Origin of the sequence: Streptomyces sp. NPDC058371, from assembly GCF_042723265.1 — a bacterium.
Classification (GTDB): Bacteria; Actinomycetota; Actinomycetes; order Streptomycetales; family Streptomycetaceae; genus Streptomyces.
In genome coordinates this window covers 1,691,960-1,713,824 of record NZ_JBHXJC010000001.1, presented here as the reverse complement: position 1 = coordinate 1,713,824, position 21,865 = coordinate 1,691,960, and the positions used below count along the sequence as shown (strand labels likewise).

Annotated in this window: 14 protein-coding genes and 2 pseudogenes; 11 read left to right on the top strand and 5 right to left on the bottom strand. The window is 66.6% G+C overall.

All coding sequences use genetic code 11. The features are described from left to right. Positions 1 to 2 precede the first annotated feature (2 nt). Together ACFWM2_RS07525 and ACFWM2_RS07520 are read left to right on the top strand one after the other, a co-directional pair. Positions 3 to 983: an SDR family oxidoreductase gene (locus ACFWM2_RS07525; RefSeq protein WP_383273973.1), complete on the top strand. Its 981-nt coding sequence runs from the start codon at positions 3 to 5 to the stop codon at positions 981 to 983. 240 nt (positions 984 to 1,223) lie between these two features. Then, positions 1,224 to 1,499 carry a hypothetical protein gene (locus ACFWM2_RS07520; protein ID WP_383273971.1) on the top strand — a complete coding sequence of 92 codons (276 nt, stop codon included), beginning with the start codon at positions 1,224 to 1,226 and terminating at the stop codon, positions 1,497 to 1,499. Between the two features lie 202 nt (positions 1,500 to 1,701). On the opposite strand, the gene ACFWM2_RS07515 is transcribed toward ACFWM2_RS07520, so the two are convergent. Further along, positions 1,702 to 2,457 carry an ASCH domain-containing protein gene (locus ACFWM2_RS07515; protein WP_383273969.1) on the bottom strand — a complete coding sequence of 252 codons (756 nt, stop codon included), beginning with the start codon at positions 2,455 to 2,457 and terminating at the stop codon, positions 1,702 to 1,704. Positions 2,458 to 2,979: 522 nt separating this feature from the next. Between ACFWM2_RS07515 and ACFWM2_RS07510 the strand changes: the two are divergent. Continuing rightward, positions 2,980 to 3,396: pseudogene (locus tag ACFWM2_RS07510) on the top strand (hypothetical protein); the annotation flags it as partial. Between the two features lie 208 nt (positions 3,397 to 3,604). Here the strand turns inward: ACFWM2_RS07510 and ACFWM2_RS07505 are convergent. The 3 genes from ACFWM2_RS07505 to ACFWM2_RS07495 are packed head-to-tail and all read right to left on the bottom strand — an operon-like array spanning position 3,605 to position 8,759. Then, positions 3,605 to 5,008: an RICIN domain-containing protein gene (locus tag ACFWM2_RS07505; protein ID WP_383273967.1), complete on the bottom strand. Its 1,404-nt coding sequence runs from the start codon at positions 5,006 to 5,008 to the stop codon at positions 3,605 to 3,607. 26 nt (positions 5,009 to 5,034) lie between these two features. Next, on the bottom strand, positions 5,035 to 6,924 hold the full coding sequence (locus ACFWM2_RS07500; protein ID WP_383273965.1) for a family 43 glycosylhydrolase: 1,890 nt from the start codon (positions 6,922 to 6,924) through the stop codon (positions 5,035 to 5,037). Beyond that, positions 6,921 to 8,759 carry a family 43 glycosylhydrolase gene (locus ACFWM2_RS07495; RefSeq protein ID WP_383273963.1) on the bottom strand — a complete coding sequence of 613 codons (1,839 nt, stop codon included), beginning with the start codon at positions 8,757 to 8,759 and terminating at the stop codon, positions 6,921 to 6,923. The genes ACFWM2_RS07500 and ACFWM2_RS07495 overlap by 4 nt, the downstream gene beginning before the upstream one ends. Positions 8,760 to 9,284: 525 nt before the next feature. On the opposite strand from ACFWM2_RS07495, the pseudogene ACFWM2_RS07490 reads away from it, so the two are divergent. Continuing rightward, a pseudogene (locus tag ACFWM2_RS07490) lies at positions 9,285 to 9,543 on the top strand (beta-1,6-galactanase); the annotation flags it as partial. Between the two features lie 6 nt (positions 9,544 to 9,549). On the opposite strand, the gene ACFWM2_RS07485 reads toward ACFWM2_RS07490, so the two are convergent. Further along, positions 9,550 to 9,657 (bottom strand): hypothetical protein, encoded by a 108-nt coding sequence (locus ACFWM2_RS07485; RefSeq protein ID WP_383273961.1) that lies wholly within the window; start codon positions 9,655 to 9,657, stop codon positions 9,550 to 9,552. A 290-nt stretch (positions 9,658 to 9,947) separates the two neighbouring features. On the opposite strand from ACFWM2_RS07485, the gene ACFWM2_RS07480 reads away from it, so the two are divergent. The 7 genes from ACFWM2_RS07480 to ACFWM2_RS07450 all read left to right on the top strand — a co-directional run bounded on the left by ACFWM2_RS07480 (position 9,948) and on the right by ACFWM2_RS07450 (position 21,830). Then, positions 9,948 to 11,873 carry a cellulase family glycosylhydrolase gene (locus ACFWM2_RS07480; protein ID WP_383273959.1) on the top strand — a complete coding sequence of 642 codons (1,926 nt, stop codon included), beginning with the start codon at positions 9,948 to 9,950 and terminating at the stop codon, positions 11,871 to 11,873. Positions 11,874 to 12,978: 1,105 nt separating this feature from the next. Then, positions 12,979 to 14,658 carry a twin-arginine translocation signal domain-containing protein gene (locus ACFWM2_RS07475; RefSeq protein WP_383273957.1) on the top strand — a complete coding sequence of 560 codons (1,680 nt, stop codon included), beginning with the start codon at positions 12,979 to 12,981 and terminating at the stop codon, positions 14,656 to 14,658. Positions 14,659 to 14,662: 4 nt separating this feature from the next. Next, complete coding sequence (locus ACFWM2_RS07470; RefSeq protein WP_383273955.1) at positions 14,663 to 15,742, top strand: ABC transporter permease; 1,080 nt, start codon at positions 14,663 to 14,665, stop codon at positions 15,740 to 15,742. Continuing rightward, positions 15,739 to 16,689, top strand: coding sequence for a carbohydrate ABC transporter permease (locus tag ACFWM2_RS07465; protein ID WP_383273953.1), 951 nt, complete (start codon positions 15,739 to 15,741; stop codon positions 16,687 to 16,689). Before ACFWM2_RS07470 ends, ACFWM2_RS07465 begins: the two co-directional genes overlap by 4 nt. Positions 16,690 to 16,815: 126 nt before the next feature. After that, the gene (locus ACFWM2_RS07460) at positions 16,816 to 19,026 is read left to right on the top strand and encodes a 1,4-beta-glucanase (RefSeq protein WP_383273951.1); all 2,211 of its coding nucleotides are present in this window, start codon (positions 16,816 to 16,818) and stop codon (positions 19,024 to 19,026) included. Beyond that, positions 19,023 to 20,981, top strand: coding sequence for a beta-galactosidase (locus tag ACFWM2_RS07455; protein WP_383273949.1), 1,959 nt, complete (start codon positions 19,023 to 19,025; stop codon positions 20,979 to 20,981). The genes ACFWM2_RS07460 and ACFWM2_RS07455 overlap by 4 nt, the downstream gene beginning before the upstream one ends. Positions 20,982 to 21,116: 135 nt before the next feature. Next, positions 21,117 to 21,830, top strand: a complete 714-nt coding sequence (locus tag ACFWM2_RS07450; RefSeq protein WP_383273947.1) for a hypothetical protein — start codon at positions 21,117 to 21,119, stop codon at positions 21,828 to 21,830. Positions 21,831 to 21,865 lie beyond the last annotated feature (35 nt).

The following is a 21,865-nucleotide window of genomic DNA, read 5'->3' as shown; positions in this document are numbered from 1 at the left end:
CCATGACCGCAGCCCGTCCCACCATCCTCCTCACCGGCTCAACCGGCGTGATCGGGGCGAACCTCCTCCCAGCACTCGCCGTCCGACACGATGTCACTGCACTGGTCCATCGCCGTCGGCCCCAAGGCGCCACCACCTGCGTGCAGGCCGACCTGACCGCCGACGGCCTGGGCCTGAACACCAGCCAGCGCAGCGAACTGGCCGCCGACATCGACGTGATCGTGCACTGCGGCGGTCTCACCGACTTCGCCCCGCGCGACCACACCGCCTTCGACAACGTCAACGCCGACGGCACTCGCAGGATCCTGGAACTCGCCGAAGACGCCCGTGTGCCGGTGGTCCTGCTCTCCTCCGCCTCAGCCGCCTTCGAAGTCCCCGGAGACGATCTCGCCGCCCGCTCCATGCGCGCGTACGGCCAGTCCAAGCGCCGAGCCGAGGAACTGGCCGCCCAATGCAGCCAGCCCGTCGCGATCGTGCGCACCGCCCTCCTGTTCGCCGCCCGCAGCGCCCCCACCGCACCCCGACACCAGTTCCCCCACGCCCTGTTCTCCGTCATGCTGCAGGCACGACCCGGCGGACTGCCCGTCCAGCCCGACCACTGGACCGACATCCTCCCGATGGAGACCCTCGTCGACTACGTCACCGCACTGGCCGAAGCCCAGATCCGCGGCGACGCCACGGCCCCCGGCCTCCACTGGGTCACCGCCGGCCCGGCTCGGCTGACCGCAGCAGACCTGGAGCGAGCCTGCATCGACTTCCTCGAGGAAGCGGGCCGCCCGGCCAGCGGACCACTGCTGGCCGATCCCGCCACACCTCAACCCCGCACGCACGGCATGGCCCGCGTGGCCCAACTCGGCTTCCTGCCGCCCGACCAGCCGGACATGCCCTCCCACCTGAACCGCCTGCTCCCCGCCCAGGTGACCCGCACCGACGTACTCGAAGCCCTCCGCCACAACGTCCGACGCTGCGCGCCGTGGGCATGATGACCCCACCCCTCGCAGGCCAAGCAAAACGACCCGCAGGGGACGCCGCGAACTGAGCTCTCTTCGAGGGTGGCGAACGAGTCGCTGTGCTCACGCATTAGTGCGCCGACAAGGCGGAAGCCTCACCGTGGACTCGCCGCCATTCCTCGGGAGCACACCGGCCTGAGTGACTGTCCCGCGAGGTAGGCCGCCTTCTCGTCTGCGCTAAGGTCCCGGCCAATACTTTTACAGATCGGACGAATGGCAGCAGTCAGCCGGGTTTCGCTCCAGACCGACCTCGCGAACGCGCTCGAACGCGGCCAGCGACTGGCAGCACGGGTTCGCCAGCTGGAGAACCGACTGTCGTCTCAGCTTGGCGAGAGTGTCTGGGCCGATTCCGGGCTCGGGGCACCTGTCGACATCGACCAGCTCCAACGACGCATCACGCTGCTAGAACAAGATCTCGCCCACACGAAAGGGGAGCTCAACGAGCGAACGGAGGAGCTGGAGGCCGCTCGCGCAGCCACCGAGAACTGACTCGTGCCCTCAACTCATCAGCATCCGGATAGCGGATTGCTCTGCGGGGGCGACCACCCCCGCAGCGAGAACTCACTCGCGTGGTCCTTGGCCGCATCCCACCCCAACCGGTCGGGCGTCATCATGCGTCGACCAGCTTCAGAGTCTTCTTCGTCTTCTTCGCTGCTGCGGTCGTCCCAGTCGTCGCTGGTGCCTCCGCGATTTAAGCGTCGCCTGTCTTGTCGTTGATCTGGAAGGTGATGACGTCGACTTCGTCGGTTCCCGCCAGATCTGGGTAGTGGCCCTTGAGAGCTTCCCGGAGTTCGGCTGCGGTCGTCAGCCCTTCAGCTTGGGCGTCCCGGTCGGTGAGGTCACTGACCAGGCAGTGCCTGATGCCGGTCACCTCTGCCGACAGGACGACTTCAGGGTCGCTCTCGAACACCAGCCGTGCCGGCCCGAGCTGCGCCGGGTCCCGGAAGCGGGTGGTCTTGGTCTTGGCGCCAGAGCGGACGACTTCGAGGTAGCGGGGGTTGAACCGGATGATCGGGGGACCCGCCGTCTCGCGGTCTTGGTAGAGCAACGGGTCCAGACCGCTCATGCCCGCCTCCGGGGTCCATCGCTGAGCCAGCGGCAGCAGGTCGGCGGCGAGAACGGACCTGAGCCCCGCGGGCGTGGGCACGATGACGCGCATGGTGGGGTAGTAGTCCACGAAGACCTGCCGATCGCGCCCGCACGGGCCGATGACCCCCCGCCCGTGGTTTCCCACGGCAACGATGCAGCGCATCTGGCGGGCGCCATGGGCTCGTGCGGCTCCCAGAGCCACGAGTTCGGCGCAGGGTCCGCCGGTGAAGTGGTAGAGGTTCACGCCAGCGAACATCCGGTAGTCGGCGGCCATGACCGCAGCCCCCATCGTGTGGATCCCGTCTTCGTCGGGCCCGGCGTCCGTATGCGCGTCTATGGTGCGGCGTGCCAGCTCCACGAGCTCACGCTCGTCATTATCGAGAGCTCGTGCAGATGACGGTACGTACACGTTTTCAGCCTTCCCTTTCGTCAGCAGTCGCCAAGATCATTCCACGCCATGCAGGTGGGCTCCACGGGATTCTGGCTTGCCTTGACTGGGCCAGGGCTGCCACCTGCCCGGAGTGTGGGGTGTCCTGAACCGTTGGCGTCGAACGTGCTTCCTCGAAAACGTACTGTTCTCCCGCCTGTCGCAACGGGCCTGGCATAGACGGTGCATGCAGCAGCGCGGGATGTGAGACCGTGCACAGCAGAAGCGCCCCACACAGCAAATCACCGGATCGAGCGCTAACACCACAGGTGTTGTGATGCATAGGCTCAGCCACCAAGTCGCTGAGCTGCATCAATGTGAGACTAACTCCACGGCAACTCCTCCGACCCCCAGAGAAGGGACCGCGACGCCCGCGGCCTGACCGAACTCGTCCAGCTGCGCGCACTCGCCTACTTCGGTCTGCACAGCTCGGCGGGATGTGCGCCCTACCGGATGCTCGCCGCCATGGCCTGCGCACCGTCGTCGACGACTCCCCCGAGGCGATCACAGCGTTCCTGCGGCCCCGTCCGGCGCGAGAACTGCCCGGCGTGGGAACGAAAACGGCCGCGACGCTCGCCGAGTACGGCCTGCACCCTCGGCGACATCGCCGACGTCCCCCAGCACACACTGCAGCGCCTCCTCGGCACCCGTACCAGCCGCACCCTCCATGAGCGCGCCCAGGGCCGGGACACCACGATCGTCGACCCGGCGCCGGCACCGGCGAGCCTGAGCACCGAGAACCGCTTCACCCGCGGCGAACTCGACCCCGCCCAGCACCGGCGCGCCCTGCTCGCCCTCGCTGACGACCTCGGCGCGCGCCTGCGCGCCTCCGATCAGATCGCCACGGGCCTGACCTGCACGGTCCGTTACGCCGACCTGAGCGGTACCCGCCGCAGCCGCACCCTGCCCGAAGCCACCCAGCACAACCACAGACCGCTCGCGACCTCACCAGTGTGGCTGCCGTCGGCGCCCTCACCCTCGACATCGGCGACCGCTACCCGCTGCAGGACGTCGCCAAGGCACACAACCGCGTTGACGCCGACAGCGGCGATCGACCGCCGTCATCCCTGGCGGAGCGTCAGGCGGCGCGTTTCCACTGCTCATTGCTGCCGCCTGTACAGCTCCACTGGGCGATCGCGGCCTTGTCGGCCGTGGACTCGTCCAGCACGTCGAGACACTTGCCGCTGTGCCGGGCGAGCAGGCGGATGTAACCGCCGCCGGCGTCCTGGAACTGCCACTGCTGGTGCGCGCCGCTGCCGCAGGTCTGCTGTTCGACGGCCGCGCCGTCCGCCGTGGACGCGCTGCGCACCCCGAGGCACAGGGAGCTGTGCCTGGCCATCAGCTGGACCCGGCCGCTGCCCGCGTCTTTGAGCCAGAACTTCTGATTGCCGCCGCCGTTGCAGGTGTACTGCACCACGGCGACACCCGGGTTGAGGGACTGGTCCGGGACATCGGCACATTTGGAGCTGTGCCGCGCGGCCAAGGATTCGTACGGACCTCCGTGCCCGTCCACCGTGCCGGCCTGGGTGTCGATCGTGAGCTCCTGATACCAGACCATGGTCATGCTGGAGGCGGTCGGAAACCTCAGCGGCAGCCACACATAGCGCGAGTCGTTGACCGTCTTGCCGAACGAGTTGCCCCACCGGTCACCCATGTACAGGTACGTGGTTCCCCGGTCGCCCTGCACCGGCAGGACGTATGCGGTCTGCGATCCGTACGCGGTGGTGTCGCCGATGTTCCGCATGGCGCTCCACGGGCCCTGAAGACTCGTGGCGGTGGCGTACTGCTGCTGATTGGGGCTCCAACTGGTGGAGCCCGAGGTGAGCATGAAGTAGACGCTTCCCCGCTTGAACAGTGCGGGCGCCTCCCGGTGGCCGCCCGGCCACGGGTTCGCCACCAGGCTCTGAGCGCCGAGGTAGTCATCGGTCAGCCGGTAAATGTGCAGGTCGTAGTTCTCCCGGGCAGCGGAGATCATGTAGCCGGTGCCGTTGGAGTCCTCGAAGAGCGTGATGTCGCGGGACATATGACCCAGCGGACGGAAGCTGCCCCTCCAGGTGTAGTCACCGTCGACGGTCGGTGATGTCGCGACCGCGGCACGAGCCTCGCCGTAGTCCCTGCCGTTCTCCTTGTGCATCCACATCACGAACTGCTGGGTCTGCCTGTTGTAGATGACCTTGGGCCGTTCGATGTTGGCGAGGGCGAGCTCCGGGTCGGTGGCCTGCCTGAGGACGTGGCGTCGGAACTCCCAGTGCCTGAGGTCCGTGGAGCGGTAGGCCGAGACGTATCGGAACGTGTTGTCGGCGTTGCGGTTCTCGCCGAACCAGTAGTAGTACGCGCCGACTTTGATGGCCCCGCCGCCGTGCGCGTGGAGGAGACCACCCGACGTGTCAGTGAATTGTGTGCCGTTGGTGACCGAGGCAGGGGCTGCCTGGGCGGGCCCGGTCGGCTGGAGTACGCCGGCCAGACCGATACAGAGTGCCACCAAGAGGCGTCGCAACCGCCGGCGCCTCACTGCACGCGCTCCTTCAGCACGGTGAAGTGGCGGGCGAATCCTGACAGGCCAGGCAACTGCCGCCTGGGGCTCCAGGTCCTGAAGCCGTCGTGGCTGTCGCAGTAGTAGTACGTTCCGTCGCGATAGGCGTCGAAGTAGATGCGCCAGCCGCCGTCGTCGAGGCGCACCAGTGCCTGTCCCTCGTTCCAGCTGCCGAACCCGGCCCAGTCGCCCCTGCCCTGAAAGGTGTAGGGGCCGGTGAGCGCGGGCGCGCTCGCGTACTCGATGTACTTCGTCGTCTCCTGCTTGCAGAAGGCGTGATACTTCCCGCCGTCCCGCACGACGAAGGTGTCAATGTAGTTGGAGTTGTGAATGCCCCGCAGCACCACGGGTGGCGCCCACGCGGACAGGTCGGCCCTGGTCGCCCGCAGCAGGTGGGGCGCGAAGTCCGTCAGGTCGTTGGTGGTGAGCGAGACGATGATGCTGACGCTGCCGTCCTCGTCGACGAACCACTCGGGCGCCCAGGTACGGTCCAGTCCCGCCATCGGGATCGTGTAGTTGCGCAGGAAGGTCCAGTTGACGCGATCCCTGCTGCGTGCGAAGCCGATGGTGTTCCCGGTCCAGTTCGTCGTGTAGACGATGTAGTAGTAGCCGTCGGTGTACTTGAGGATGCTGGGGTCCCGGATGAGCCCGGTGGGCGGGGTGTAGGCCGGACCCTTGAGCAGCTTGTACGTGGTCGCGTCGGCCGACTCGTACACGTACATGTTGGACTCGCTGGAGTTCGTGAACGCGGTCATCGTGTAGCGGTTGACGGCCGCATTGCCGGGCGCAGGTGCGTCGGCGACAGGTACCCCGAAGTCGGGGGTGCCGTCCGCCGTCCAGCCCAGGCGCTGGATGCGGGTGTGCCGGTTCGGGTCGTTCAGCGGGTCGCCGGTGATCTCCTTGTACTGGCGCGCGTGGTAGACGAGGACGTCTGTGCGGCCGTCCTCGGCGACGGTGAACGAGTTGTGGCCGGGACCGTACTGCTTGGTGGTGTCGTTGCTCCTGAAGACCGGAACGGGCGACTTGGTCCATGACGTCGGGTTCAGCAGATCGCTGCGGGCGTCGGCGGTGAGCAGACCCAGGCAGTAGTTGTGGTCGGTGGCGCTGGCCGAGTAGGTCATGAAGACCCGGCCGTTCCCCTGTATGACGGAGGCGCCCTCATTGACCTTGTAGCCGATGCGCTCCCAGTCGTATTCGGGTGTCGACAGGCGGACCTGTGGCCCGGTGAGAGTCCACGGGTCGGCCATCTTCGAGAGGAAGATGCCCGTGTTGTTGTCCAACTCGGGCTCGTGCTGCGCCCAGGTGAGGTAGCGGGTGCCGCGGTGGACGAAGGTGGAGGCGTCCAGCGAGAAGGTGTCCCAGGCTGTGTTGATCCGCCCCTTCTCGCTCCACGCCCCCTTGAAGGGGTTGGCGTGTCCGTTCTCCAGGACCCACATCCGGATCTTCCAGATGTCGTCGGTCCGGCCGGCGGCGAAGTAGATGTACCACTTGCCGTTGATGTGATGGATCTCCGGTGCCCAAATGTGTGCGCCCATGTCGCCGTTGGTGTGCTTCTTCCAGATCACCGACTCCTGGGCGCCGGCCAGTCCGCGGAGGGTCTTCGAGCGGCGCAGGATGATCCGGTCGTACTCGGGTGCGGTGGCCGTGAAGTAGTAGTAGCCGTCGGTGTGCCGATGGATGTGTGGGTCGGCGCGGTTGCGCACGAGGGGATTGTCATACGGGGCGGCCTTCGCGGCATCGGCCCGCTTTTCGGGTACGGCGGCGTGGGCAGCAAGGCCCGACCCTCCGGCCGCCGCCCCCAGGGTCAGGGCGGCCCCCTTCAGCAGCATCCTGCGACTGGGCTCACCCGCTTCGTCGCGGCTCATGAGGTGATCCCCTTCACCGGCTTGATGCCACGCTGGGTCGGTCTGATCGTGGGGATGGTGCCGTCGTCATTGAAGCGCATCCGGTCGATGGCCACCTCGCGGTGGGTCCCGTCACCGCCGGGGCGGGCGAATCGGTGGTAGACGACGTACCACTCGTCGCGGCCCGGGACCTGGATGACCGAGTTGTGGCCGGTGCCGAGGATCTGGTCGCTCTCGCGCTTGCTGAGGACAGGGTTGCCCGCCGCCTTCGTGAACGGGCCGAGCGGCGAGTCGGAGACTCCGTATGCCACGCGGTAGTTGGGGCTGCGGGTGTCGTCCTCGGACCACATCGCGTAGTAGCGACCCTTGCGCTTGAAGACCGTCGGCGCCTCGTTGTAGCCGGGCGGGGTGATGTTCACGGGCTGGGTGGCGAAGGACACCATGTCGTTGTTCAGCCGCGCCGCCTCGAAGCCGCCCTGGCCGAAGTAGAGATACGGGGCCCCGTCGTCGTCGATGAAGACGTCCGGGTCGATGGACTGGTGGCCGAACTGGCCCTTGGCGACGAGCGGCTTACCGAGGGCGTCCACGAAGGGGCCCTTGGGACTTGAGGACTTGGCGACACCGATGGACTGGCAGGCGCTGAAGTACATCCAGTACGTGCCGCCCCTCTTGACGACCGCGGGAGCCCAGGCGTTCTGGTGACACCAGGACACATCGGCGAGGTCGAGAGCCGTGCCGTGGGCGGTCCAATTCACCAGGTCGGGCGAGGAGAAGCTCTTGAAGCGGGTGCCGCTCCAGCCCGGGTGGCCGTCCTCGGTCGGGTAGATCCAGAAATTGCCGTCGGCATGCATCACGTCGGGGTCGGCATGATAGCCCGGCAGCGCGGGGTTGTTGTCCGTGGGCAGCTCAGTCGCGGTCTCCTGGATGACGGTGCCGTGGCGCGCGATGCCGGACAGGCCGGGCAGCTCTTTCTTCGGTGTCCAGTGCTCGAGGTCCGTGCTGTCGCTGTAGTAGTACTTCTTAACGGTGTAGCCGTCCATGAACATGCGATAGCTGCCGTTCGGCAGCCGGACGACGGTCTGGCCTTCGAGCAGATCTCCCCAGCCTGCCCAGTCACCTCTGCCCTTGAAGGTATACGGGCCGGTGAGGCTTTCGGCGACGGCGTGCTCGATGACTTCGCCCGTCGCGTTCTTGGTGAAGGCGTGGTAGGTCGAACCTCTGCGCACGATGACCGTGTCGATGTAGCCGTTGTAGTGGCTCTCGCTGGGGTGGATGCCCCGGAGCGGTTCGGGCTTGCTCCACTTGGTGAGCGTGCCGTCAAGCGCGGTCAGGACATAGGGCTGGAAGTGCCGGTAGGCGGTGGGTCCGGTGGAGAGCGAGACGACGATGCGGACCTTGCCGTCCGGGGAATCGGTGAAGAACTCCGGCGCCCAGGTGTTGTTGGCAGCCACCCCGTGGTCGATGTCGGCGACATGCGTCCACTTCTGGCGGTCCGTGCTGGTGGCGATGCCGAAGGTCGTGCCGGTCCAGCCGTTGGTGTACGCGACGTAGTAGCGCCCACCGCGCTTGATGACACTGGGATCGCGGACCAGACCGGCCGGCGGGGTGTACGCCTTGTCCTGGACGGACCAGAAGTTCTGGGCGTCGTCGGAGCCGTAGACGTACATGTTGCTTTCGCTGCTGTTGGTGAACGCGGTGAACAGATAGCGCGAGACGGTCTTCGACGGTTGTGCGGCCGGAGTGGGCTCCGCCGCGGATGATCTGACGGTGCCGAGCGGCAGGGCCGCGGCCACAAGGGCTACCAGTGCAAGGACCAGATAGAGCGCGCTCCTGGATCTGGCTTCGAGGAGGGGCATGCGAAGGGTCTCCTGCCAACGGTCAGGGCCGTACAAATTCTGGCCTCAACTGACTTCTCATGTGGGGGGGGTTGAGCGTTCTGAGCGGCACCGGGGAAACCCTGGCGCGAAGACGACGTTTTTCGAGAGCCGCCAATCTCCTCGCCGTTCGAAATTTCGATGTTCGAGATTTCGACCCCGCGATTTCCGTGTTCGAGATTTCGGCGTTCGAGATTTCGAAAGATCCGCGAGTTCCTTGGGCAATTCCAGAGGCCTTAGAGCCGTTGTGATGCTGGCCTAATGTAGGAACCGGTTGCTGCACTGTCAATGTCCTGACGAGCCCTGCGGGTCCCAGTCCCTTCTAGTTCCGCTCCAGACGAAATGCGGAAACAGCGGTAGACATCGTGCGCAATGCGAACACCCTCTGCGCGCAATCCTTTCGAAATACCGAACACGCGAAAAGGCGCTGCCATCCATGTGGACGAGAGGCGAGGGGCGCTTCGATCCTTCATTACGACGTGGACGCCACAGGAGAGATCCATGAGCATGATCAAACGCAGGACACCCGTGACCGCTGCCGCCGGCGGATTGACCGGCGGCGTGTTGATGACGGACAAGGCCCGAGCCGACGCGACTATCGGACATCAACCCCGGTACGAACTACGGCACATGGGAGGGCTGGGGTACGTCGCTCGCCTGGTGGGCGACTGCCTCCGGCCGGCGCGACGACTTCGCGGACGCGTTCTTCACCACCAAGTCCGTCTCGTACCGCGGCCGTACGCTCCCCGGCCTCGGGCAGAACATGCACCTTTCAGCCGATGTCGCCCCACAGAGATCCCCACGCGGCGCCACCGAGGCTGACGGTCCCCACCGTCGAGCCGAGAGGGCCGGCGCCGCCCTGCCGGTTGAGCCAGATCATGATCTCGTCGGTGAGCTGGACCGCCAGTCGGCGCTGCTTACCCGTTTGGTCAGGCGGGGGCGGCGGTGCTGCATGGGCGTTTCCTTCCGTGGGGGCGGCTACGCCTGTCAGTTGCCGCCCGCCCATGGAAGGTTGCCGGGGTCGCCGGCCGGGTCACTTGGGGTGCCGGTCCGGTTTCGTACGGCAGGCACGAGCCTGTCGCCCGTCCGGCCCGGTCGGCCAGAGAATTGAAACTTCCTTGTAATACTACTTACTTGCGGTAACACACGCTCAGCGGCAGGGTGCCGCACATGGCTTACAGAGGTGTACACGTCAAGAAACGCATGCCCGGGATCGCCCTCGCGCTGTTGACGGTTGGAGGGGCGGCAGGGGTGCACGGGGCATCGATTCCGGCGGATGCGGCGCCGCCCGCGAAAGACGGGCTGTGGTTCGACGATCTGGCTGCCGAGGTGTCAGTCGACGGCACCCGGTTCGTCGATGGACACGGGCGGGAGGTCGTACTGCGCGGCTTCAATGTCTCCGGAGAGGTGAAACTGGAGGAGAACGGCGGACTGCCATTCGCCAGTACCGCGGACGCGCGCAAGTCCGCCGAGGCCATGCGCGAGCAGGCCGGCGCCAACTCCGTGCGGTTCCTGCTCTCCTGGGCAAAGGCGAACCCCGAACCGGGCAAGGTCGACGAGGAGTACCTCGCCGCGGCCACCGCGCAGATCAAGGCCTCTCTCGACGCCGGCCTGCACGTCTTCCCGGACTTCCACCAGGACCTGTACTCGCGCTATCTGTTCAACCAGGGCAGCTGGTACCAGGGCGACGGGGCCCCCAAGTGGGTCGTCCAAGCCGGCGGTTACTCCAAGGAGAGCTGCGGCGTCTGCGCCCACTGGGGCCAGAACATCACCCAGAACAAGGCTGTCACCTCCGCCCACCAGGACTTCTGGCGCAACCGTGAAGTCACCACCCCGGCGGGTATCGTCAAGATCCAGGACGCCTTCCTCGACACTGCCGAGAAGACGATGAAGTACGTCAAGGGCCATCTGCCCGCCGAGTCCTTCGAGCTCATCCTCGGCTTCGATCCGCTGAACGAGCCGCACGCGGGTACGTACGAGTCGGGCGAGACCAGCAAGTCCTGGGAGAAGGACCGACTGTGGCCCTTCTACCAGCGCTTCCGTGCCCGGATGGACGCGGCGGGGTGGCAGGACAAGCCTGCCTTCGTCGAGCCCAATCTCTTCTGGAACTCCAACATCTTCTTCTCTAAGCAGGAGGGCGGACTGCAGGGCATCGGCACACTGGGCTCGCGCTACGTCTTCAACACGCACTTCTACGACCAGGCCGCGATGTCCGGCATTTTCATGCCCGGCAAGGCCAGCGACGGGCGGTACGTCGACGACTTCAAGAAGATCCGCGACCGGTCCACAGCGCTGGACACCGCGCCGATCGTCAGCGAGTTCGGCCACCACCTGTCCGGCTCGGTCGCCGACAAAGCCCCGACCGTGCTGAAGGGCATGTACCAGTCCCTCGACTCCCGACTGTCCGGCGCCGACTGGTGGAAGATGGCCGCCGAGTCCGGCCCCGTGGTGTCCTCCACCCAGTGGCAGTGGGACATCTACAGCGGCCGTCACAACGAGCTGATGAACGACAACCCCGACAAGGTGCTGAAGGAGCACGACGCCTGGAACGAAGAGGACCTGTCCACCGTCGGCCTCGACGACTCGGGCTCGGCGGTGCTGCGGCAGGATGCCCGGCTGATCGACCGCCTCTACCCGGGAGCAGTCGCGGGTCGTACGCTCGCCTTCTCGTACGAGGACCGCTCGCGGGACGGCAGTAAGACGCTGACTTGGAACCCCGTGCCGTCGAGCATGCCCAGTGTGGCGCGGCTCGTGGCCGAAGGACAGTACGGCGTCCTGGTGTGGCGCTCCGGCGACGGCACCGACGCTCCCACCGAACTCCATCTCCCCCGTACCTTCGCCTCCGCGACCACCACCGTCGTCTCCGACATCGGCACGCTCACGGGTCCGCCGGCGTACTCCTCGGACACGCCCATCGCGACCGCCGCGGAGACCGGCGGCACCAAAGCGCACCGTCTCCTGCTCACCACACCGGGCGGTTCCGGCCTCCACTACGCGCTGGTTACCAACGGCACGGAGAATCCGTCCCCGGACCTGCGGGCAGCGGCTCAAAAGGAGCTGGCCGCCTGGGTGGCCGCCTCGGGCTTCACCGGCTGACCCACTCGCTCTCCTGCGCGGCTGCGTCGTCCGCGCGGGAGCGGCGCCGGAAAGCTCGAAGCACGAACACCGCGTGCTCCGGCGGGGACAGCCGCTCCATCAGTTGCAGTCACCGCGGTGGAGCCATGCCTCCACCGCCGAACGCCTGGACCGCGACTGTCGAGGACACGCAAGGGTCGTGACCGACACCGCCCCGCACACACAAAGGACATGCAGATGTCGTCAGTGTGCGGGGGATACAGAGGCGACCGCGGGGACGTCAGCCTGCCGCTCGGCGTCCGTCCGTTCGATGGCGATCTCCATGTGCTCCAGCGGAGCGGCCCGCTTGGACGCCGGCGAACCGAGGGTCGCGTTGAAGACGAAGGCCCAGTACTAGTCCGGCAACCGCAATGACAGCGTTCCTCCGGCTGCGATTCGTTTGTGCCGCTGATCCATGATGATCTTGACTGTTCGGGCGGTCACACCTTCGAACCCCGTCGTTCTCGGCCATCCCCCAAGCAGGTGCCCCAGATGGGTCGTTGCGCGACGGGCTCCGGGCCGCCGCTCACTCTGGCACTCCGGCCACATGACTCCCTCGTTCATCGGCTGGGCGTCACAGATGCGTAAGACCTCCTCGCGGCCGTTGATGTGCGGGTCGCGTCCCCCGACGACGATCACCACGTCGATCCCGAGAATGTCACCCCGGTCGGCAACCTTCACGCCGTCGGCGGCGACTGCTACGTACCGGTTCGTTCCCCTGTGCCTGATGAGGAGCCCCCCGCTGTTGGGTGTATTGACTCTTCGAAGCGCTTCGAATACCTGGGGCCATCGGACGGGTACCTTCCCTCCCGCTCAGCCATGTCATAGCCGACCGGGACTGCCCGGAATCCCTTAGCCCTCCGAGGAATCTTGGAGTCGACCCTTGTACGACCGGGAGGGTTCACTTAACCTCACAGCAATGTCGAAGCGCTTCAACAAGCTTGCGAGGTGCTGGAGATGCCAGGCATGGCGCCTTCCCTCCGAAGCCCGCTTCGGCTGTGCCAGTAACACCAGTTTCATCTCACATACAGGAGCCGACCGGTGGATGCCTGCCGTGTGTCCTGGCGCGCCATGAAGGGTTGACGCAATGACGCCGAACTCCCCCTCCTCAATCAGCCGGAGAAACTTCCTCGCCTCCACGGCGGTCGCCGCGGCCGCGGGGGCCGGCGGAATGCCGCTGCTGGCCGCCTGCAGCGGCTCCGACGGCAACTCCAAGGAGGGCACGACTGCGGGTAGGGACGCGAAGAAGATCCTTCCAGCCTTCGTGGCGCAGAACGTGGTGGCCCCGGACATCGCGTCGAAGAACGGCTCCTCCGTCGGTTTCACCAGCAAGCTCGTCCTGGGCGACCTGAAGACCTCGGTGCCGCAGAAGCTTGGCAAGGGCAGCACCATCAAGATCATGTCCCCGTTCTGGGGCTCGCCGCCGAAGGCCAGCAATCCCTACTACTCCACGATGAACACGACGATCGGCGCCAACATCGTCTGGCAGAACCAGGACGGCAACACGTACGACGAAAAGCTGGGCGCGGTGCTCGCCTCCAGTGACATGCCGGACGTCGTGGTGATCCCCAGCTGGAACATGGGCGGCAAGATACCCAGTGCCATCATCAGCAAGATGGCGGACCTCGGCCCGTACCTCTCGGGCGACAAGGTCAAGGAGTACCCGAACCTCGCGGCCATCCCGACCGACGCCTGGCAGCGTTCCATCTTCGGCGGCAAGCTGCGAGGCCTGCCCCAGCCCTCCCCCACCGTCCCGGGCATCGTGCCCTTCTACCGCAAGGACGTCTTCGACAAGGAGGGGTACGAACTCCCCACCTCTGCCGATGAGTTCCTGGCCCTCGCCAAGGAGATCACCAACGCCAAGGCGAAGGTGTGGGCCTGCGACGACATGAAGTGGACCGCCTTCGGCGTCTTCGGTGTGCTGTCCGGAAGCGAGAAGTCCCTCGGCTGGAACCTCGTCGACGGCAAGCTGATCTACCGGGTCGAGACAGATGAATACCTCGAAGCACTGGAGTGGACGCGCAAGCTGTACGCGGCGGGCGTCGTCCACCCCGACGCCAGGGCGGCGAACCAGGGCACCGCGGGTCAGCGTTTCACCGACGGCCAGGTCCTTGTGTACAACCAGAACATCGCGGACTGGTGGGGCAAGATGGCCGAACAGACCACCCAGAACAAGGACTTCCGCATCGCCGGCATGGACATCTTCGGCCATGACGGCGGCGACCTCCAGCTGTGGGCCGGATCGCCCGCGGGCATCTTCGCGTTCATCAACAAGAAGGCGTCCAAGGCCGTGATTCAGGACGCGCTGGCCGCCGCAAACGTCACCGCGGCGCCGTACGGCACCACGGAGTACATGCTCACCAATTACGGGGTGGAGGGCACGCACTACACGGTCAAGGACGGCGTTCCCACCAAGAACGACAAGGGCAACCAGGAGGTCCTGAACGCCTTCGTCATGCTCGCGAGCCCCGCCCCGACCATCGCCCACCCCGACTTCCCGGAGATCGCGAAGGAGCAGGTGGAATGGCAGCAGCGGATGGGTGCCTTCACCAAGAAGTCCTCCTTCTTCGGGCTCCAGGTCACCGAACCGGCCCGCTACACCAACCTGTCCAACGACTTCGAGGACCTGGAGGACAGCGTCGTCCGCGGGCGCAAAAAGGTCAGCGATATGCAGCAGGCGGTGTCGGAGTGGAAGAGCCAGGGTGGCGACAAGCTACGGGACTGGTACAAGAAGTTGCTGGACGACAGCGGATCCGCGCAGGGGTGACGAAGTGTCACACAGCGCCACTCCGGGCACCGCCGCGCGTACCGCACCGTCGCCGACAACGGACGACATCGCCGAACCCTTCGACCAAGCGAGCAAGGCCGCCAAGCAGGCCGGGGTCTCCAAAGCGGACAAGAGGGCCTTGGAGAAGGCGTCGAACGGCAGCACTTTGAGGACTCGCCTCAAGCGGGACCGCACGCTGGTCCTGATGACGCTGCCGGCCGTCCTGTTGGTCCTGGTCTTCAATTACGTACCGATCCTGGGCAACGTCGTCGCCTTCCAGGAGTACGACCCTTACATCAGCGACAACGGCTTCATCGCCATCTTCCACAGCCCCTGGGTGGGCCTCGAGCAGTTCTCGCGGATCTTCGAGGACTCGGCGTTCTGGGACGCCGTCCAGAACACCTTCGTCCTGTTCTCCCTCCAACTGCTGCTCTTCTTCCCCGTCCCGATCATGCTCGCGCTGCTCATCAACAGCGTGATCAGGCCCAGGGTCCGGGCGGTGTCGCAGGCGATCCTCTACCTGCCGCACTTCTTCTCCTGGGTGCTGGTCATCACCGTCTTCCAGCAGATCTTCGGCGGCGCCGGCATCATCGCGCAGACTCTGCGCCAGCACGGTTACGAGGGCTTCGACCTCATGACCGACCCGGGAATCTTCAAGTTCCTGGTGACGGCGGAGGGCGTCTGGAAGGACGCCGGCTGGGGCGTCATCGTCTTCCTCGCGGCGCTGGCCTCCGTCAGCCCCGACCTGTACGAGGCCTCGGCGATGGACGGGGCCGGCCGGTGGCGCCGGATGTGGCACGTCACGCTGCCCGCACTGCGCCCGGTGATCGCCCTGCTCCTGGTGCTGCGGGTCGGTGACGCGCTCACGGTCGGCTTCGAACAGATCCTGCTGCAGAGAGATGCGGCGGGGCCGGGCGCGGCGGAAGTCCTCGACACGTTCGTGTGGTGGAACGGCGTACGCAACCAGGACTTCAGTTACGCGGCCGCGGCGGGCCTGGTCAAGGGCGTGGTCAGTCTCGGCCTCGTCCTCGCCGCGAACAAGGTCGCCCATCTCATGGGCGAGCAGGGGGTGTACAAGAAGTGAGCGCTGTCACCGAGGAACGGCCGAAGGCCGCCGGCCCGAAGACTCACAGACGCTGGGCCACGCCGCCGAGGCCCGTTTGGGAGGAGGAGCCAAACCGAACAGGGCTCGCGGGCAAGGGCATCGTCCTGGCCATCGCCTGCTTCGCCGTTCTGTTCCCGCTGTGGATCGTCGTCGCCACCAGTCTTTCCTCGAAGCAGACCATCAGTGCGGCCGGCGGCCTGGTGGTGATCCCCAAGAACATCACCTTCATCGCCTACCAGGAGCTGCTGAGCGGCGGTCAGGTCACCCGCGCCACCCTCGTCAGCCTGGGCGTCACGCTCGTCGGCACGGTGTTCTCGATGACGGTGTCCATCCTCTCGGCGTACGGGCTGTCCCGTACCGGGTCGGTCGGGCACCGCTGGTTCCTGATGATCCTGCTCGCGACGATGTTTTTCGGCGCCGGCCTCATTCCCACGTATCTGCTGGTGCAGTCCCTGGGGCTGACGGACACGTATCTCGCGCTGATACTGCCGAGCGCGATCAGCGTCTTCAACATCCTGGTGCTGCGGGCGTTCTTCATAGGCATCTCGCCGGAGCTCACCGACAGCGCGCGGATCGACGGGGCGGGAGACTGGCGCATCCTCTGGCAGATCGTGATGCCGCTCTCCCGCGCTGTCATCGCGGTGATCACGCTCTTCTACGCCGTCGGCTACTGGAGCGCCTGGTTCAACGCGTCGATCTACCTGAGCGATCAGGACATGATGCCGCTGCAGAACGTCATGATCCAGCTCGTCCAGAAGCAGGAGCCACCCGTCGGCATGAGCCAGGCCATCAAGACCGGCCAACTCTCCGCGCTCGCCGTCCAGATGGCAGTCATGGTGCTGGCTCTGCTCCCCGTCGCCTTTCTCTCACCGTTCGTCCAGAAGCACTTCAAGAAGGGCATGCTCACCGGCGCCGTAAAGGGCTGACCGGCGCCGGCCTTCCCCTCAGACCCCGTCGCATTCGCAGACCTGACCCCCGCCGGGTGCGACGGGCCCACCGTGACCAGCGCCACCCCCACCCCCTTGCGGTACCCGCACGGAACGAGGTTCGTCATGCCCCTACCCGACAGAAGGGCCGTGCTGGCCGGCGCCGCCGGCGCTGCTGCCCTCACAGCACTGCCCCTCGGCTCCGCCGCGCTCGCCGCTCCCCAGGCACGCGCCGACGCCGGCAAACAACCCTACCGCTGGCGCACGGTCGCGATCGGCGGCACCGGCTTCATCACCGGAGTGCTGTTCCACCCCGCGGAGAACGGACTGGCCTACGCGCGTACCGACATCGGCGGCGCCTACCGCTGGGACCGCCGGCGGGCCCGCTGGATCCCGCTCACCGACCACCTCGGCTGGGACGACTGGAACCTTCTTGGCGTCGAGGCGATCGCCGTCGACCCCGTACGCCCCGAAAGGCTCTACCTCGCCCTCGGGACGTACGCCCAGAGCTGGGCAGGCAATGGCGCGGTGCTGCGATCGGAGGACCGGGGGGCCACCTGGCAGCGCACCGACCTCGACGTCAAGTTGGGGGCCAACGAGGATGGACGCGGCACTGGCGAACGGCTGCTGGTCGATCCGCGGGCAGGTGACAGGCTGTGGCTGGGTACGCGGCACGACGGACTGCTGAAGTCGACGGACCGGGGGGCCACCTGGGCCAAGGAGTCCGCGTTCCCTGCCCCGCCCTCGGCCACCGGGCAGGGGATCACCTTCCTCGCCGCCGCGGGACGGGTGCTCTACGCGGGGTGGGGGGACGGCGGGGACACCAACCTGTACCGCTGCCCGGACGGTTCGAGCTGGGAGGCAGTCCCCGGACAGCCCTCCGGCGAGTCCGCCAGGGTGCCGATCCACGGGGCGTACGACTCGGGGACGCGGGCCTTCTACGTCACCTACGCCAACACGGTCGGCCCGAGCGGGCAGACCAATGGTTCGGTCCACAAGCTGGACACCCTGACCGGAAAGTGGAAGGACATCACACCCGTGGCGCCGGGTGGGAGCGCCTCGGACGGCTCCTCCGACGCCTTCGGGTACGGCGGCCTCGCCGTGGATGCCAGGCGGCCCGGAACGCTCGTAGTCTCCACCAACAACCGCTGGGCCGAGATCGACACCCTATTCCGGTCCACGGACAGCGGGAAATCGTGGGTCTCGCTCAAGGACCGGGCCGTCATGGACGTGTCCGACACACCGTTCCTCACCTGGGGCGAGGAGAAGCCCAAGTTCGGCTGGTGGATCCAGACCGTCGCCATCGACCCGTACGCATCAAAACACATCGTCTACGGGACCGGTGCCACCGTGTACGCGACGGACGACCTCGTGCACTGGGCCCCCAAGGTCCGCGGCCTGGAGGAGACCTCGGTACGCCAGCTGATCTCGCCGCCCACCGGGGAGACCCATCTGATCAGCGGCCTGGGCGACATCGGGGTCATGTACCACGAGTCACTGACCTCCTCCCCTTCCAGAGGGATGGCGACCAACCCCGTCTTCGGCTCCGCGACGGGTCTCTCGATGGCTTCGCTCAAGCCGTCGTACGTCGTACGGGCCGGCTGGGGCTCCGGCAGGAACGGCGCGCACTCGCAGGACGGCGGACAGACCTGGCAGCCCTTCGCCACCCAGCCAGATATCGCCGCCGCCGCCCCGGGACCCCTTGCCACCAACGCGGACGGCAGCGCCCTGCTGTGGTCCTTCGTCCACTGGGACGGCACCGAGCACCCCGGCTTCCGCTCCACCGACAACGGCGGAAGCTGGAGCGAGGTGGCGACGTTCCCCAAGGGCGCCGTCCCACTCTCCGACCCGCTGGACCCGTCCCGCTTCTACGTCTACGACACCGCCACCGGCGTCGTACACCTCTCCACCGACTCCGGCGCGACCTTCACCCAAGGGGCGGAAGGACTGCCATCGGGAGACAGCCAGTTCCGGATCGCCGCAGCTCCCGGACGCACCGGTGACCTGTGGCTGTCCGCGAAGGAGAACGGGCTGTACCGGTCGCAGGACGATGGCAGGACGTTCACCAAGGTCACCAGCTGCCGGGCTTCGTACCTCCTCGGCTTCGGCAAGGCGGCGACGAAGAACAGCTACCCCGCGATCTTCCAGGTCGGTTCGGTGTCCGATTTCACCGCCGTCTATCGCTCGGACGACGCAGGCACCTCATGGGTGCGCATCAACGACGACGCGCATCAGTGGGGCTGGACCGGCGAGACCATCACCGGCGACCCCCGCGTCCATGGACGCGTCTACCTCGGAACAAACGGCCGAGGCATTCAGTACGGAGACCCTGCATGATCCAGAACCGCATCCTCTTCGGCGGCGACTACAACCCCGAACAGTGGCCCGAGGAGACGTGGCTCCAGGACGTACGGCTGATGCAGGATGCCGGCGTCAACTCCGTGACGCTGGGCGTCTTCTCCTGGGCCAAGCTCGAACCCCGCCCGGGCGTGCGGAACTTCGGCTGGCTGGACCGGCTGATGGACTTGATGCACGACAACGGCATCGGCGTCGTACTCGCCACACCGACCGCCTCCCCGCCACCCTGGCTGGGCAAGCTCCATCCGGAGACCCTGCCACGCGATGAGAACGGGCAGATCGTGTGGTGGGGTTCGCGCCAGCAGTTCTCCCACTCCAGCAGCGACTACCGCCGCTATGCGGCCGCCATCACCGAGGACCTCGCCGCCCACTACGGCAGCCACCCCGCTCTCACCATGTGGCACGTCAACAACGAATACTGCACGCACGACTGGGGGGACGCGGCCGCCCGCGCCTTCCGCACCTGGCTCCGCGCTAAGTACGAGTCTCTGGAAGCGCTGAACGACGCATGGGGCACCGCCTTCTGGAGCCAACGCTACGACTCCTGGCAAGAGATCATCCCGCCCCGGCGCGCGCAGTACATGAGAAATCCGGCCCAGGTACTCGACTTCAAGCGGTTCACGTCCGACGCACTGCTGGAGTGCTACATCGCCGAGCGCGACATCGTCGCCCGACGCACCCCGAACATCCCGGTCACCACCAACTTCATGCCGTTCTGGACTGGCCAGGATGCCTGGAAGTGGGCCGAGCACGAGGACATCGTGTCCGTCGACATCTACCCGGACCCCCGGGACGAGCTCGGCGGCCAGTACAACGCCATGATCGGCGACATGACCCGCTCACAGGCCCGAGGTCCGTGGATGCTCATGGAGCAGGCTGCGGGACCGGTGAACTGGCGGGGCGTCAATCATCCCAAACCGCGCGGCCTCGGCCGCCTCTGGTCGCTCCAGTCCGTCGCGCACGGGGCGGACGCCATCTGCTACTTCCAATGGCGACAGTCCCGGCAGGGTGCCGAGAAATTCCACTCCGGGATGGTCTCCCACGCAGGCGAGCACGGCCGCACCTTCCAGGAGATCAAGCAGCTGGGCGCCGAACTGCTTCGCATCGCACCGGACGTCACCGGCGCCCATGCCACTGCCCAGGTCGCGATCCTGCACGACTGGGACTCGTGGTGGGCGGACCAGCAGGAAGGCCGCCCCTCCTTGCACATGGACTACCCCGAGGTGATGCGGGCCTGGCACCGCGCCCTGTGGGAGTCGGGTCTCCCGACCGACTTCGCCCACCCCACCAGGGGTGATCTCAGCGTCTACCCGCTCGTGGTCATCCCGCACCTGTACATCCTCGACGACAGCGCGATCGACGCCCTCCTGGCGTACGTACAAGGCGGTGGAACCCTCGTCTGCGGATTCCACACCGGTGCCGCGGACCAGGACGACCGGATACGCGAGGGTGGCATGGACGCGCGTCTCAGGGAACTCTTCGGCATCCGCACGATCCACGAATGGTGGCCGCTTGAGGCAGGCGAGAGCGCCGACTGCGGCGACTTCCGCGGCACCCTGTGGACCGAGGAGCTGGAAGCGGCAGACGGCGAGCCGGTGGCCCTGTACAAGGGCGGCGAACTCGACGGCCTGCCGGCCGTCCTGCGCAAGGGCCGCGCCTGGTACGTCTCCACGCTCCCCGAGCCGGACGCACTGCGGGCGCTGCTCGGCAGCGCCGCACAAACGGCAGGCGTACGGCCTCCGTTGGACGACCTTCCCGCGGCCGTGGAGGCCGTACGCCGCGGCGCGCTCGTCTTCGTGCTGAACCACGGGCACGAGCCGGTGACGGTGGAGGTGCCGGGCACTCATCACGATCTGCTCACCGGCACGACGGCGCACGGACAGGTCACCCTGGGCCGCTACGGCGTGGCAGTCCTGAAGGAAGGCACGTCATGATCCACGGCAAATGGGAGCCGCTGCCCGCCTCAGGACTTCCGCAGGCGTCGGGCCGCTCGATCTGATCGCCGGCGAAGACCGCGTTCTCACCCTGTGAACACGGTAGTTCCCCCACCCATGGAGAAAGGGACCCCCATGGCACGAACCACCCTCCGCAGACTCCGCGTGGCCCTGTTCGCCCCTGCGCTCGCTCTGGGTGTGACGGTAGGCGTCTCGTCCGCACCGGCCCAGGCCGCCGTGTGGAATTCCTGCGCACAGTGGGGCAACACCTCACTGAACGGCTACACGCTCTACAACAACATCTGGGGATCCGGCGCCGGAAGCCAGTGCATCTGGGCCAACTCCGGTACGAACTGGGGAGTCTGGGCCAACCACCCCAACACCGGCGGCATCAAGTCGTACCCGAATTCCAAGAAGGTGATCAACAAGTCGATCACCTCGCTGTCTTCCCTCACCAGTTCGTACGACGTGAGCGTTCCGTCGTCCGGCGCGTACAACACGTCGTACGACATCTGGGACACCGCCTACGACTACGAGATCATGCTCTGGGTCAACTACAACGGCGCGGTCGGGCCGCTCGGCAGCCACCAGGGCAATGTCAGCCTGGGCGGTCACACCTGGGCCGTCTACAAGGGCGACAACGGCGCCAACCAGGTCTTCTCCTTCCTGCGGACCTCGGACTCTTCCTCCGGCACGGTGAACATCCTGCCGGTTCTCAAGTGGATCAAGGACACCAAAGGCTGGATGGGCAACGAGACGATCGGTGATGTCCAGTTCGGCTACGAGATCACCTCCTCGTCCGGCGGCCTGAACTTCACCACGAACAACCTCACCGTGTCCTCTCGCTGATCAGTGCGCACGACAAGGAGTCGGCCCCGGACGGG